The organism is Klebsiella sp. KTE92 (genome assembly GCF_000398905.1).
In the GTDB taxonomy this organism is placed as follows: Bacteria; Pseudomonadota; Gammaproteobacteria; order Enterobacterales; family Enterobacteriaceae; genus Klebsiella; species Klebsiella variicola.
Window position 1 is genome coordinate 3,573,733 of sequence record NZ_KB976100.1, and the last position, 15,031, is coordinate 3,588,763.

General features: G+C 36.6%; 13 protein-coding genes. 1 reads left to right on the plus strand and 12 read right to left on the minus strand.

The genetic code is table 11. The features are described from left to right. Positions 1–22 precede the first annotated feature (22 nt). The 8 genes from A1WC_RS27270 to A1WC_RS26505 all read right to left on the minus strand — a co-directional run bounded on the left by A1WC_RS27270 (position 23) and on the right by A1WC_RS26505 (position 8,534). Positions 23–1,441, minus strand: coding sequence for a right-handed parallel beta-helix repeat-containing protein (locus A1WC_RS27270; RefSeq protein WP_016161479.1), 1,419 nt, complete (start codon positions 1,439–1,441; stop codon positions 23–25). Between the two features lie 25 nt (positions 1,442–1,466). Beyond that, positions 1,467–2,306: a glycosyltransferase gene (locus tag A1WC_RS0125270; protein WP_016161480.1), complete on the minus strand. Its 840-nt coding sequence runs from the start codon at positions 2,304–2,306 to the stop codon at positions 1,467–1,469. After that, the gene (locus tag A1WC_RS26490; protein ID WP_016161481.1) at positions 2,294–3,526 is read right to left on the minus strand and encodes a flippase; all 1,233 of its coding nucleotides are present in this window, start codon (positions 3,524–3,526) and stop codon (positions 2,294–2,296) included. Before A1WC_RS26490 ends, A1WC_RS0125270 begins: the two co-directional genes overlap by 13 nt. Before the next feature lie 29 nt (positions 3,527–3,555). Continuing rightward, complete coding sequence (locus A1WC_RS26495; protein WP_016161482.1) at positions 3,556–4,404, minus strand: glycosyltransferase; 849 nt, start codon at positions 4,402–4,404, stop codon at positions 3,556–3,558. Continuing rightward, complete coding sequence (locus A1WC_RS27275; protein ID WP_016161483.1) at positions 4,394–5,476, minus strand: glycosyltransferase family 4 protein; 1,083 nt, start codon at positions 5,474–5,476, stop codon at positions 4,394–4,396. The genes A1WC_RS26495 and A1WC_RS27275 overlap by 11 nt, the downstream gene beginning before the upstream one ends. A gap of 34 nt (positions 5,477–5,510) precedes the next feature. Then, positions 5,511–6,359, minus strand: coding sequence for a hypothetical protein (locus tag A1WC_RS27565; RefSeq protein ID WP_016161484.1), 849 nt, complete (start codon positions 6,357–6,359; stop codon positions 5,511–5,513). A 14-nt stretch (positions 6,360–6,373) separates the two neighbouring features. Next, positions 6,374–7,468: a glycosyltransferase family 61 protein gene (locus A1WC_RS08635; protein WP_016161485.1), complete on the minus strand. Its 1,095-nt coding sequence runs from the start codon at positions 7,466–7,468 to the stop codon at positions 6,374–6,376. 154 nt (positions 7,469–7,622) lie between these two features. Beyond that, a complete protein-coding gene (locus A1WC_RS26505; protein ID WP_016161486.1) occupies positions 7,623–8,534 on the minus strand; it encodes a glycosyltransferase family 2 protein in 912 nt (303 codons plus the stop codon). Between the two features lie 135 nt (positions 8,535–8,669). Between A1WC_RS26505 and A1WC_RS08630 the strand changes: the two genes are divergently transcribed. Beyond that, on the plus strand, positions 8,670–9,701 hold the full coding sequence (locus tag A1WC_RS08630) for an IS630-like element ISSpu2 family transposase (protein WP_016161487.1): 1,032 nt from the start codon (positions 8,670–8,672) through the stop codon (positions 9,699–9,701). A 32-nt stretch (positions 9,702–9,733) separates the two neighbouring features. Here the strand turns inward: A1WC_RS08630 and wbaP are convergent, their stop codons facing one another. The 4 genes from wbaP to A1WC_RS08615 form a co-directional block, all read right to left on the minus strand. Beyond that, the gene (gene wbaP, locus A1WC_RS08625; RefSeq protein WP_016161488.1) at positions 9,734–11,161 is read right to left on the minus strand and encodes an undecaprenyl-phosphate galactose phosphotransferase WbaP; all 1,428 of its coding nucleotides are present in this window, start codon (positions 11,159–11,161) and stop codon (positions 9,734–9,736) included. A 91-nt stretch (positions 11,162–11,252) separates the two neighbouring features. Further along, positions 11,253–13,412, minus strand: a complete 2,160-nt coding sequence (locus A1WC_RS08620) for a polysaccharide biosynthesis tyrosine autokinase (RefSeq protein WP_016161489.1) — start codon at positions 13,410–13,412, stop codon at positions 11,253–11,255. Positions 13,413–13,427: 15 nt separating this feature from the next. Further along, the gene (locus tag A1WC_RS0125280; RefSeq protein WP_032691224.1) at positions 13,428–13,862 is read right to left on the minus strand and encodes a protein-tyrosine-phosphatase; all 435 of its coding nucleotides are present in this window, start codon (positions 13,860–13,862) and stop codon (positions 13,428–13,430) included. Next, positions 13,862–14,998, minus strand: a complete 1,137-nt coding sequence (locus A1WC_RS08615; RefSeq protein WP_016161490.1) for a polysaccharide export protein — start codon at positions 14,996–14,998, stop codon at positions 13,862–13,864. Before A1WC_RS08615 ends, A1WC_RS0125280 begins: the two co-directional genes overlap by 1 nt. Positions 14,999–15,031: the final 33 nt, after the last annotated feature.

Below are 15,031 nucleotides of genomic sequence, written 5' to 3' on the forward strand. Positions count from 1 at the left end.
AAAAAACTCCACCAAACAAACATTATTCATCAATGATTGTCACTCGTGGATCAAAGAAACATTTATTAATATCAGAAAAATTATTACGAATAGATTTCCCATAAAAATTACTAACTTCTTGGTCGCCTATCGTATGACTTATAAGCAACACTTTTCTTTCGTTATTAGTATGGGTTATTATACAACTCTCCATCGTAGAATCTGGCCCACAAATTCCTATTTCTATCCCATTAAATATTCTGCAATTGTTTTTCATGACACACCCAATCATCTTTACTGATTTACTTTGATTCGATAGCATACCATGTATCCCATTATCTTCAGCATAACAATTTACAAATAAATTGCCTCCCCCTTGGCTTATAAAACCTGTTCGTCTATTTTTCGTAGATATATTATTTTTACACGTCAAATATGAATTCTTGAGATTCTTTGAACCACTTCCAAAAGCATTTTGCAAATCAAAACCATCATAATACTGACCTGTAGCACTACAATTCGATATGCTCACGTTGGTACAACAGCGATTATCAGAAGTCCACCACCGTTTAACGTACTGGCCAGTTTTAAGACCAGACTCACCATTATTTACAAAATTACATCCATCAACTATGACACAATCCGAACCAGTAATATATAGTCCGTTATTGGCACACTCATAAAGATAGCAATTACTCACTTTATGATTATAGCCACGTGCAAACTCAAAAGCTGATATATCTAAATCGTCATTATCATATCCCCAAAGAAGAGCTTCTCTGGAGCCATTAATAATACTTATACATGCAATATGTCCCCCTCCGCGCATATAACAGTCATGAATATTAACGTCTGTATATCCAGCAATTACTAAAGCGCCACAGGTCGATTTAAGACCATTGACTTTTAAACCTTTCTGGGGTGTTTCATCTGATGATGTGAACAACAGGCAACAACCTAAACGCTGCTGTTTATATTCGTCATCCACTCTATGTTCATCATTAAACGGTAGTCTTCCATGTCCAATTTGTCCTTTTTCAAGGATATTCCAATCATCATCATACATAATCGTATATGGTGTAGTAAAGGTTGACAATATACCGCCGTTCCAGTCACTACCCGCGCCATCAATAACCTCCAGAAATACACCATCACAAATAATTTCAGCATCAGTTGCATCTACCGATACCTTACCAGTGATTGTCACCTTATTTTTCCATACATACTTGGCGCCGCGTCTAAATACTATACTATCACATTTACTGCGAAAACATTGCTCCATAGCAGCAGAATCATCATTTACCCCATCTCCTACTGCGCCAAACATTTCTGGATTACATACTCTGTTGTATCCAATACCTCTAACTATTGCAGAATGGACTCGATTAATATAAACACTATTTAGAACAAAAGAAGCAGTACTTAAGAAAAACAGGTTCTTAATGAATATTCGTCTTTTCATCTCATGTCCAAACTCATTTATCTAATTATCCAGAATATCGACCATTTTTCCGTGAAAAGAAATGCCATACTCCCTTCATGACGAAAAACATCTTATCCATTCTATTTTTTTCATACCGGAAAACATGATACAACTCGTTAAAGTATCCATACAAAAGCTTAACCATATTAAGACGTTGTTTCCTAAAGTGCTTAAACATAATGATAAGAGTATTTCTAGTCATGTAATACCGCCTCAAGGGCGAATGGTTAGTTACTTCGACACCATTAATAATAGAGCTATTACCCAAACCATGGAATAATTTACAATTATTGAATCTAATTATAGAATAACCATTCTCAATAACGGATAAACAATAGTCATGATCTACCCGATCAATAAACAACCGCTCATCCATTCCATCCAGCTTAAAGAATACATCAAGGTTTAATATATTACCAGATGTCATTACGCTTTTTATATATGTAAAAGAATCAGTCGGATATTTTCTATCTCCTGTAATATGGGCAGGAGTATAAATGGCTATGGTTTCATTACAATGTTTATCAAATAGTTTGATAAACGTACTAAAATCATCAAAATAACTATCCTGATCCATAGTTAGCAAATATTGACATCTAATATTAAAAGCATCCTTAGCAGCAAGATTTATTGCTTTGGATATTCCAAGATTTTCATCCTCATCAATTAAAATCACTTTTTCACCGTAAGAGCTTGATATTTTATCAAATAAATCACGACTATTTCCGTTATTTACAAAATACAGTTTATCGACATAATCGATATAACTTTCGATATTATTGACAATAGCTTTTTCAGCATTATATGCCACAACAACAGCAGCAATATTATTTAATCTTTCCACTGTTTAACCTTAGATATAAATAAATAAAACATAAGGGCACTTACAATAGTTTCTGTTATTAATATAGATATTGCCAACCCCACACCTTTATATACATCCATAAGTATAAACACATAGGATAAATGAAAAAGACTTGCTAAAATATAAACTTTGCTAAGTATTTTTTCCGCACCTAAGTTGATAAGTCCCCACTGACCAAAAACAATTGCAATAGATATAATAAATGGCATAAATGCCATGATTTTAAGAATAGGGATTGTAGATTGAAATTGTGAACCAAATAATATATTGACTATCAGTTCAGAACAAAAAAATATTCCAATGGATATGAAAAGGCATAAACATATAAACCCACCACCATATTTTATAATATTACTTCGGAGAACTTTAAGATTATGTCGCTCCGATGCAATATGCGGATATACAGCTTGTTGTATTGGTGAAAGGAATGACTGTGACACAGCGCGGACCTTATCTGCAGAAGAGAAAAAGCCCACCTCCCGACTGGTTGAGAAAATGCCCAACAGGGTCGTGTTTAATGTAGTATAACAACTCGAAAAAATATAACTAATGAATATTGAACTACCTTTTTTCAACTGCATTATTGATTTTTTAAAAGAGAACTTAGTTAAAGATACCAATCTAGAGCGTCTAATGATATAAACACAACATAAGCCTGAAATAAAATACCCTATACTTTGGAGTAACATCGCCATGTATATGTCATTTTTTTCATGAACAAAAACGAATATCAATGAAGTGCATACAAATTTAGAGATCGTAGTAGCAAATGCAACTGTTGATAGCTTCTGTATACCCTGGAAAAACCACACAGGGAATAAAACACTACCAAGAACCTGAATTAACCCTATTAAAACCAATATTTTCAACTGTTCTGAAATGGGGTAAAAGTAAAGAACAGAAACTACAATTACACAGCAAATAATAAATAAAATAAGCTTTGAATAAAAAATTGTTGTAAATAAGTCACTCCTGTCATCTTTACTACTCAAATTGCTAATATCCCTTGTCCCGGTAATGTTGAATCCGAAATCAACAACAAAACTTAAATATATACTTACGGCTTGGGCGATAGCTATTTCACCAACTCCATCAGGTCCGAGTATTCTTGCAAGATAAGGAATGCTAAGTATAGGAAACAAATAATTTGAAATATTTACAATAAAAAGGAAACCTATATTTTTACGTAAATTAGACATATATACGCCATTAATAGAAAGGTGTTATATCAAGATGCATTTTTTCTTAACTGATGCTTTAGTTCATTTATTATATATAATTTCAAATTCCCAAAAGAAAAATAACTGATTAAATCATCGAAATTTATCTTGTCATGTCTATTTATTTTATCTCTAAAATAAAGTGACTTTAATTCATTAGAATTTAACTCATGCCCATGCTTTTGGATGAATTGCAAATAACCTATATGGGCCTTACCGCTCGTAGTTATTCTTGGCCTATCAATATCAACATTCATTACATAGGTGGGTTTTTTTAGTTTCAAACATGTTCCATAGCTGCTTGTCATTCGATACCATAGTTCGTAATCCTGCCAAGATTGAAAGGATGTATCAAATCCGCCCAATTCTTTGTATATCTCAGCTAAGGCAAAGATTTGATTACCAATTACATTAGATTTTTTTAGCATCTTATTATTTATTTCGCCACAAACCTCATGCCATCTGTTAAGTTTACTTCCTTTTTTAAATAGAATTGATGATGACACCATAGGGCTTCGAGTCTGTGTATGACACTCAATAAACTCTTCAATCCGACATGGTAAGAAATAATCGTCGTCGTCTAACCCAGTAATAAAATCCCCATCAGATACTTCAATACACCTATTCCGACTAAAACACGCACCTTTAGAGGACTCATTCCTTAAATAAATTATTTCAGTATTATTACATTGAGAAATTAAATCATTAACATAGTTTTGAGTTCCATCACTAGAGGCATCATCACATATAACTATTTGAATATTTTTATATGTCTGATTTATTATAGATTCAACAGCTATTTTAAGCAGTTCAACTCTATTATGTGTAGGAATATATACAGTCACTTTATTTTTCATTATTATTCCCATTCAATATCATTTGATAGAAGTCGCTATATTCATCACTCATTCTCTGCGATGTATAATATTCATTAAATAGTCTTACAGTCGCATGGCTCATTTCATCTTTATTTAAACTTCCATAAAACTGTTCAAATGCTTTCAGAAGAGACAAATGATTATCATTGCAGGAAAAAATAAAACCTCCTAGGGTATTCATCTTATTAAATACTTCAGTATGGGGCATAATATCTGAACATATGAAGGACTTACCTGCAGACATTGACTCTAATAACGCTAATGGCATCCCTTCGGCTAAGGAAGCAGACACAAAACAGTCGTAGTTGACAATATATTTTCGGGGCTCACTTACCTTACCATAAAAAAATATATTCTCTCTAGAAAACTTATCATTGAGTTCACATCTAAGTGGACCATCCCCTAATATATGTAAATTACAATATTTGCTATTTTCCCATTTTAAAAATCCGGTTAATAGGTACTCAACATTTTTACGTTGATTAAGTGACCCTAAATAAAAAAAATCTAATTTATTTCTTTTCTTCTCCATAATCGACGATTGATTGCATTCAAATGGCTGAACTCCATTGTCAATGGCATAAAGATCATTAAATTTCATTGTATCTTTACAGTATTTCATAACAGAATTAGAGCATGCAACCTTAAACATTTTCCGTATAGCATAAGATTGAGCAAATGCTAAAAGGCTGCCAACAATTTTACCTCTCCTATAGACAGAATCGACGAATGGATAATTATGAATAGTTGTGACCTTTAGTGATGATGAGCCTGCCAAATAACTAAACAGATCTCCAATTATAGTATGACTATGAATTAGAGAAAAACTTTCACTCTTAACAAACTTTCTAACCCCCAATATATCACGTCTTGAGAAAACATAAGTTTTGCTAGTTTTATTAAATTCGTTCAGTAATTCGCCAACACCTAACCCAATAACATGTATATCATATGTATCTTTATTCAAATATTTTATCAATGCACTGCACATGTTATTTGGGCCGCAATTACTAAAATCTGGGATAATAAAAAGAATTTTGATTTTTTTCATATAAAATTAAACAAAATAAATGGTTGATTTTTACTCAGCACTTTGGATGCCGACCATGAAAAAACCCATAAGTTAATGCAAAAAAACATTTCTTATTACATGTAAATATTAAAGCAAACATGTTTTTAAGAAAATAAAGTGTTGTTTTTATACTTGGATACTTTCTTGTCGATATACCTAAGTCATACAACCTTTCTATCTTTCTGAATTGAGAGTCTTTCCCTTCCATACGAGACAAAGAATGCCCTAGTGAAGTATCGGTAATAATATTAATAGCAATTCCTTTTCTAGTATATGCCCAGATTTTTTTGAAGAAACTAGTATCAACTCCATATAACGCATATGATTCATCAAAAATTTTAATTTCATTAGTTTTAGTTATAAATGTTCTGTTTATTATCAAGCCTGATGTTATAGATAAAATAGAACTACTATCTACTTTAATCCCATTTTCATGGATTATATTATTTCTTTCTTTCGGATAATATTTAATACTCCGATCTTCAGAATATATACCTGGGAGAATAACATCAAAAGAACTGTATTTATCAATATTACAAATTGCAGTTATGTAATCAGATGATAAGTACGTATCATCATCAAGAATTATGTAATAAGAAAAATTAGAATTATTATTTATAAAATTATTATAAACCTTACTTAGCGGTGCATTTGTCAAATCATTTATCAGCACAACAGAATCAAATATATTATTTAGCTCATCCAATTTATTTTTATCTAAATCTATTAATTCAGGACCATTATTATATATAGTTATCTCGGAATTAATAGCGTGATCAAAATTAGAGAATGATGCTAGTGTCTTTGATTGCTGAACAGTCTTACCATACATAACAACTAAAAAACATATACCCTTTTCCATGCTAGCTCTCATTTCTATGTTCTATGTACGTTGATGATTTTTTTTACAAAACTCTTTATTGCAGTGATCGTTTTATTAACAATGATAAATTTATATAAAAATAAATGAGCATTTATTTTATAATAAAAATTGTTCTGATTATAATTACTCACACCCATATTAGAAACCAACTCATCACTAACTCGTAAAAAGAACGGACCACGGCCTAAATTTTGAGCCTTAGAAGAGAATTTCTCATAGAAGCAATCGATAAATTTAATGTTTTTTAAAGCCCTAATATCAATTATATCAATAAGGTTTTGATGATGGATTTTTGCTTTATTCAGAATAAAGACATTCTGCATATGGCTCATCGCAAAGATCAAATTTAAGGGTATAGTTCCATTTATACAAATTATCTCATCAGCGCTGTTCCATATACTTACCTGCTGTTTTAGTGTCATTTTTTCAGGATACATTACGCTATATCCTGCCGAAAGCATTAAGTTTTCAATATATTCCTCTCCAAACTCTTTTTTTGCTGCATCTTTAAATGCCATCCGAGAAAAATATACTTTCAGCCCTGGAGTTAGAGGCTCACTTGATGTATTAACAGCAGCCTTTGATACAGCATTCATCAGACGGAGGTAATAGCTATGGTATTCATTTTCTTTTTTTGCGTATTCCGGTACTATTACACTCTTACACTGAGTCACTTTATCAATTCTAATCAGTTTATCATTCTCAATTCCAAGTAAGTTGAAAAACTCCATGTAATTCCCATCAATTACATCACCATGACTTACGTAAACTATTTTCTGCCCACGATAATCATCTAATAAAATCCACATTCTACTAATAAAATCTAATAAAAAATGCCCCCAGTGCTTATAAAAAAAACCAAACCAAATAACATCGTCATCTATTTTTCCCATCTTATTTTTAGAAAAATCATATGCTCCACCAAATGAACTCCACTTGCTATATAACCCGGAAACTTCTATGAATGAAAATCCACTATCAATAACACCTCCCTCACCCCAACCATTTTTTTTATAATTTTTCTTACATGGTAGAACAATCCCATTCTGAATAACATTCGTTTGCAATGGTGATTTTTTTTCTTTCATTGTATATAACGACTCCAAAAATCAAGTTATTCATATAATTAAGATTATTATCAGGTAAAAGCTCTAATTAAACGTGGATAGTCTAAATCATTCTACATGACCAGAATGATAAAACTAAGATTGGAATATAATTGACTGATCTTTATTATTCAATTTAAAACTTCCAATACCGCTTATGCATACTACACACTTTAACTAATTTAGTTGGTAGCATTTTGTATCTTTGACCCGCTTTATATCCTAATATCTTCATGAAATTATTTAAACATGAAATAGGGATCCATAAAGGTGCTTTTTGTAACAAATACATTAGCTCGGATATAATAAATTTTTTCCCTTCACCTCCAGCACCACCAAAATTTTTTCGAATCCAGGGCTCATCCGTATGAAAAACACCTATATCAAAATATCGTTTAAATTCATCTATTGGTGAGTAATTATGAGAATGATACACAATAGCATCAGAAACGTAAGCTACCTTAAAACCAGCGAGTATTGCTTTTGCTGTATAAAACATATCTTCACATAATATAGTATTTGAAGGAAAACGACCTAATTTGTTAAATACTGACAATCTGTAAGCAGAAAAAGAGTTTGACATGAAAACTGTTTTTAACCCCATAACTGACGCGTCATCTTTACCACAAATATATCCTTTCTCAGGATAACTAAATCCCCTAGCATGCTGTGCAAGAGGACTAGCATCATCGTGGGGAAGTTGTCGGCCATAGGCACAAACAATATTTTCATCACTAAAAACTGAAACTATGCTTTCAATAAAACCTGGTTGCGGTATTGCATCCTGAGTCAGAAAGATAACTATATCGTAGTTTTCAATGTAATTATCAATTGCCTGATTACGAGTATTACCATGATTAAAATCAGAACTTGCAATAGATAAAACATTGAAACCGGCCTCTTCCGCTACCGAAACTGTATCATCTATACTACTTGAATCAATTACATGTACAAATAAGTCTGAAGGAGCATACTTTTTTATATTTTCCACAACCTGGTGCCAGATATCCCCACCATTATATGTTGGTATTGCAATATAATATTTCATTTTGAATTAAACTCTTTATATAAATATTTACCCTAAATAACTGTTCGGAATAGTAGATCACTTTGAGGGAACTCAGCCCGAATTGTGCGATCTGATCAATCGCTTAATATCCCAAATCACCAACCGGACTGAGCGATGCCGATCATAGCACCAATTCCCCGTGACGAACGACACCTGATGCAGAAAGCTATCCATAAAACGCGTGATAAAAATTATGCCCGCAGACTGACCGCCATGCTGATGTTGCACCGGGGCGAGCGCGTCAGTCATGTGGCCAGAACACTCTGCTGTGCCCGCTCATCGATTGGTCGCTGGATTAACTGGTTCACTCTGTCTGGTGCTGAAGGCCTGAAGTCATTACCGTCAGGACGTGGCAGGCGCTGGCCGTTCGAACATATTTGCGCATTGCTGCGTGAGCTTGTGAAGCATTCTCCCGGCGATTTCGGTTATCAGCGTTCCCGCTGGAGTACCGAACTGCTGGCGATAAAAATCCGTGATGTCACCGGTTGTCCGCTACATGCCTCAACCATCCGGAGATGGTTACCTGCTGCCGGGCTGGTATGGCGCAGAGCAGCGCCGACACTGCGTATCCGTGACCCACACAAAGAAGAAAAAATGGTCGCTATCCATGAAGCACTGGCGAAATGCAGTGCGGAAAATCCCGTGTTTTACGAAGATGAAGTGGATATTCATCTCAACCCGAAAATCGGTGCTGACTGGCAGTTACGCGGGCAGCAAAAACGTGTTGTCACACCGGGCCAGAATGAAAAGTACTATCTTGCCGGTGCGCTGCACAGCGGTACGGGAAAAGTCAGCTACGTAGGTGGAAACAGTAAAGGTTCATCTTTATTTATCAGACTGTTAAAACATCTTAAGGCGACATACCGGCGGGCAAAAACGATTACGCTCATTGTCGATAACTACATTATCCACAAAAGCCGTGAAACGTTGCGCTGGCTGAAAGCAAACCAGAAGTTCAGGGTCATTTATCAGCCGGTTTACTCGCCATGGGTCAATCATGTCGAACGGTTGTGGCAGGCGCTTCATGAGACAATAACCCGAAATCACCAGTGCCGTTCAATGTGGCATCTGTTGAAAAAGGTTCATCACTTTATGGATACCGTCAGCCCATTCCCCGGTGGAAAACACGGGCTGGCTAAAGTGTAGCGGTATTAGGATCAGTTATTTAGGTTTTATTCTCAGTACGCACCATCTTTTTTTAATACAACACTTATCGTTTTAAACAAAATAGCAATATCATTCCACATAGACCAATTTTTGACATACCATGCATCAAGATATACCCTAGTTTCGTAATCAACATCGCTGCGACCACTAACTTGCCATAGGCCGGTCATCCCCGGTTTACTTAGCAGGTAATAATCAACTTCTTCATTATACCTTACAAGCTCGGCTGTAATAATTGGCCTTGGCCCAACCAGACTCATCTCACCTTTCAGCACATTGAACAACTGCGGTAATTCGTCCAGACTAGTTCTTCGAAGGAACCCACCTATCTTTGTAATTCGCGGATCGTTTTTTAATTTAAACGTTGCATCCCATTCTTTTTTTGCTTCAGGATCATTTTCTAATAAATTTTCAAGAACTTCTTTAGAATTTATCACCATTGAACGGAACTTAAGGCACTTAAATGATTTCCCACCTTTACCAATGCGTTCATGTCCATAAATAGCAGGCCCCCCATCCTTTTTCACTTTACGGCTTATATATATCAATGCTGGAGAAAGAATAACGATGATTGATACTGAACCAACAATATCAAAGAGGCGTTTGAGAATCCTTGAGGACCACTTTGCAAGATTTTGTTGAACACGAAAAATCATCACTTCATGACTAAAGATAAAAGACATATCTGTACTGTCGAGAGGCATTCCTCGCAATGTTGGAATAACAGAGATATACCGATAACCTTTAATCATAAAATTACGCAACCATGTGTTTCGGACGTCGCTCTGGTGTGATTCAACAGCCACAATAAATTGAGTCTTCTTATCCATTGATGATAACCAGGCAGGATCATTCGCCAGTACAGGGACACCATCAATATATTTTTTTTCTAATAATTCCTCAGTTGTCTCAATAAACCCTACAATAACCAATCCCAGGTTACGCTCACTATTTATAGCTTTATAGGCCTCCTGCGCATTAGCTCCGCTGCCTATAATCCATGTATTTCTGCGCCATAATCCGAACACATCCAACACACGTTTCGTTACCATCCTTGCTAAAGGCACCAATAACAAAACAAAAACCCAGGTTAGTCCCCACAAAAACCTTGAAAAGGACCAATTTGCAAAGGCCAAAACTGCAATCTCAATTACAGCAAAAATAACTAAAGTGCGCAGTATCTCTTTTAATTCAAACCAAAATGTCTTACGGTAGAAATAATGGCGGAGCCTCATAGAATACCAGGCAACACAGCAAAGAGCTAATAACCAGTGGAGTATTTTCCACACTTCAAGTTGGTTAGCTGAAATGACTGTTTCATAATCGCTAACCGTTATTGATAAAACCCCTATCGCTAAATATAATGAAATAAAAAAACTAAAAAAATCAGACATTGCCAAAGCAATACTGACAATAACATTTCTGACGAGAAGCGTCATATACCCTCTCTGCATTGCATTTAATTTCTGATTAAATATTCACGGAAAGATGATATTTAAGGCAGGGTTTAAAACCCTGCCTCATTAAAAGTTACTGCTTATCAGTATATGAATATCCATAATGGCTATAGCCATAGCCATAATAGCTACTTGCTTTTTTAACAACACCATTCAATATGCAGCCTTTCACTGTTACACCGGCTTGTTCGAATCGTTTAACACTTACTTCAATTTCTTTTGCTGTATTTAGTTCAAATCGAGCTACCAGTAGAGTTGTGCCTACATAATTACCAATTATTGCAGCATCAGTAACAGCCAGAATTGGTGGTGTATCAAGAACAACAATATCGTAGTTTTCACTGGCCCAATTTAGCAGTTCACCAAAACGTCGGTGCATTAATAATTCAGCTGGGTTTGGTGGAGCCATTCCCCGTGAAATGAAATCAAAACCACCTGATGCGACTTTTTTTAATGCCCTATTAATTTCAACTTTTCCTGACAGAATATCAGAGAGACCATTGGTATTATTTTCATTGAACAATTTATGCGTATAGCCTTTTCGCATATCGGTATCAATAAACAATACCTTTTTCCCTGTTTGAGAAATTACAGCCGCTAGGTTTGAACTTACAAAGGTTTTCCCTGCATTAGGGCTCGCGCCAGAGATCATTAGCACATTATTCCTTGCTTCCATCATGGCGAAATGAAGGCTTGTGCGTAAACCGCGAATAGCTTCAATTGCCAGATCCGCTGGGTTATCAACTGCCAGGAAGCCCTGAATTTCGTCAACCTTTTTACTCCATCCTTTTTTCTGCACTACACTTTTGGTAAATGTCTCTGCGACTGGAATGCTGGCATAAACGTTAATCCCAAGTTCTTCAAGCTGCTCAGGCGTTTCAATTCCTCGACGTAGGAAAACTCTAAGTAATACAACTCCGGCAGAGACCATGACACCCAATATAATACCAATCAGAACAATAACTATTTTCTTAGGTTTGACTGGTTTGGGTTGGGTTACAGCGTTATCAATAATACGCACATTACCAATAGCGCTGGATTTTGCTATATTTAACTCTTGCTGCCGATTTAATAACTGCATATACACAGCTCGACCGGACTCTACATCACGGCTTAAACGCAATATTTCCTGCTGCGTTTCAGGCATAGCAGACACACGCTTATTAAGCTTAGATTTTTCATCTTGTAGTGTCTTTCTTTTTTCCATCAATGCTTTATACGTCGGATGTTCCTTGGTATAGAGCTGGGATATCTCTGACTCACGGAAAGTTAATTCGTTAAGCTGATTATCGACATTAACTATTTGATCAAGAACGGCTTTTGCCTCAAGAGATAAATCAACGGAATCACTCTTTCTCCGATATTGGTTTAATTTATCTTCGGCCTGATCCAAATCACTGCGAACCTCGGGCAGTTGCTTACTCAAAAACTCCAGACTTTTCGCATCTTGTGCGGCTTGCCGCGCAATATTCTGAGCTAAATAGTTTTCACTGATGCTATTAAGAATACGTTCAATTAATACTGGATTATCGCCGGTCAAGGAGAGTGTTAGCATCCCAGTATCTTTTCCCTGATCAGCTACGGCTATATCGTCCTGAAGATCTGTTATAGCCTTCAATCGACTAACATAGACAATTGAAAACTCAGTCCCTGGCTTTGCGCTGATTTCATCAACTTTGAGCGAAATTCCCCGCTCATCAAGTAGCTCTCCAACTTTACCATTGATAATAAAGTCACCTACGGAGATAGAAAAACTATTTTTCTCTTTAACAGTTAGTATGATCTCAGGAGTATCATTATCATTTTCCGGTATATACAACCGAGAAATAGATAGACTACCAGGTTTATCTCCTGATAAGCGTGCAAAACCACGCCCTAATAGTGGGAAGTATTTTTGTTTTACCCTCGCCTGCAGGTTAAGATCATCAACTGTTTTTCCTAAAATCATCCGGGAACGAATCAACGCAATTTCTGGGGCCGATTGAGGTTGGCTATCCGGAAGCATCTGGCTAAGATTGCTAAGTATGGCATTCGCTTGTTTCTGTTCAACCTGAATTAGAGCATCAGCTTGATATATAGGCGTGGCAAAAATAGCATAAATTAATGCGACTAATGTGAATAGAGAAGTAACAGAAATAATAAGCTTCCGATGATCTATAAACTCACCAATAAGGCGACCTAAATCAATTTCATCTGTATCTTTAGATGTAGTTTTATTCGTAGTTGATGACATGCGATTTTTCCTGAATTATGCACCTAATTTCTGAGCCCAAAGTCTACCGGCCTGCTCAATAAGTTTATAAACTGATAAGAAGGCTTCGTCACTTTTGCGATAAGGGTCAGGTATATCGCGTTGCTCCAACCAGTGACCAAATAGCATCGTTTTCCCCCTGGCTTCTGGTGCTATATGCCCGATCTGCTCAATATGGGATTTTTCCATTGCTAATATCAAATCGTATTGACGCCCAAGAGAGGATGTAAACTGCCTGGAGAGGTGCCCCTCCAAAGAAAGCCCATGGAGCTGAGCAACCTTAATCGCACTATTATCAGCCGCATGCTCAATGAGTGCTCCAGTCCCTGCTGAATCGATTTTTTTATCAGGTAATAAGTTTCGTAAATATCGCTCTCCAATCGGAGAACGGCAAATATTGCCCGTACAAACAATGAGAATAGAATCAAACATTAGCGCATATCCTTGACGAATTTTACGGTTTCAGTCATATCATGGACACCGCTAATCGTCGGTACAAGCTGTGATATCACACGGTTCCAGCGTACAAGAGGGGCAGTCGTCACATAGACAATATCATACGGCTGCAACTGGAACTCTGTCCCCAGAACCATCGCTGAAGCATCCTGTGCATTAAGCTGATAAACGTTGGCTATCTTACCTTGTTTATCACCTTTCAACTGACGCACGACGAAGACGCCGGTAGCGTCACTAAATGCTTGCGACATACCTTCGGCATTTCCCAGTGCCTCGGCCAGCGTCATACCGCTGCGGTCCATCTTCATTGTGCTCTGCTTGCCAACCTCGCCCATAACGAAGACTTTCAGGTCGTCATTACGTGGCACAAACAGAATATCGCCAGGATAGAGCAGATGGTTCTCGGTCAAATCGCCTTTTTGCATCAGGGCATACAGGGAGATTTTGGTATCTTTACCATTATGGGTCAGGACCACGTTGCGCCAGTCCGCATCCGGAGCCAAACCACCGGCATTATTGATGGCATCCATAACAGTCAAGGGAATATTAGTGATAGGTTGCTGGCCAGATTTAATGACCTCGCCTGTTACATAGGCTTTTTGTGAACGGAATGCCGCAACACTGATATCTACCTGGGGACTTTCAATGTAGGTTGTCAATCGACTAGCTATATCCTGACGGACCTGACTCAGCGTTTTTCCAGCAACCTGAACTTTACCAATATACGGATAGAAAATAGTACCATCCGCATTTACCCAGTTGCCGGTATCACTGGCACTACGGTATTGGCCGGCAGGCGTGGTCAGTTCAGGGTGATCCCAGACGGTTACCATTAGCACATCGCCCACGCCAATCCGGTACTCATAATTTTTAAGCAGGCTATCCAGTTGTGCATTTGGCCGTGCCATCACGCTTGTCGGACGCAGTTGCTCAATTAACCCTGGCGTCATCGGATAGACGTTAACCAGTTTATCCAGGTCATAATCGCTATCCGGCAATTCAACCACATTCTTACGTAGGCTGTTCAACCCCTGACCAGGAATAATGGTACAAGCCGATAAAAAACTTATTGCCAATGCTAATGCCGAAAACCTAACCATTTTTTTCTTCATAATGTCACATCATCAGTAAACTAAAATTTGCCA

Coding starts and splice junctions, on each gene's coding strand:
- A1WC_RS27270 (WP_016161479.1), bottom strand. CDS start 1,441: ATGAAAAGACGAATATTCATTAAGAACCTGTTTTTCTTAAGTACTGCT.
- A1WC_RS26490 (WP_016161481.1), bottom strand. CDS start 3,526: ATGTCTAATTTACGTAAAAATATAGGTTTCCTTTTTATTGTAAATATT.
- A1WC_RS26495 (WP_016161482.1), bottom strand. CDS start 4,404: ATGAAAAATAAAGTGACTGTATATATTCCTACACATAATAGAGTTGAA.
- A1WC_RS27275 (WP_016161483.1), bottom strand. CDS start 5,476: ATGAAAAAAATCAAAATTCTTTTTATTATCCCAGATTTTAGTAATTGC.
- A1WC_RS27565 (WP_016161484.1), bottom strand. CDS start 6,359: ATGGAAAAGGGTATATGTTTTTTAGTTGTTATGTATGGTAAGACTGTT.
- A1WC_RS08635 (WP_016161485.1), bottom strand. CDS start 7,468: ATGAAAGAAAAAAAATCACCATTGCAAACGAATGTTATTCAGAATGGG.
- A1WC_RS26505 (WP_016161486.1), bottom strand. CDS start 8,534: ATGAAATATTATATTGCAATACCAACATATAATGGTGGGGATATCTGG.
- A1WC_RS08630 (WP_016161487.1), top strand. CDS start 8,670: ATGCCGATCATAGCACCAATTCCCCGTGACGAACGACACCTGATGCAG.
- wbaP (WP_016161488.1), bottom strand. CDS start 11,161: ATGACGCTTCTCGTCAGAAATGTTATTGTCAGTATTGCTTTGGCAATG.
- A1WC_RS08620 (WP_016161489.1), bottom strand. CDS start 13,412: ATGTCATCAACTACGAATAAAACTACATCTAAAGATACAGATGAAATT.
- A1WC_RS0125280 (WP_032691224.1), bottom strand. CDS start 13,862: ATGTTTGATTCTATTCTCATTGTTTGTACGGGCAATATTTGCCGTTCT.
- A1WC_RS08615 (WP_016161490.1), bottom strand. CDS start 14,998: ATGAAGAAAAAAATGGTTAGGTTTTCGGCATTAGCATTGGCAATAAGT.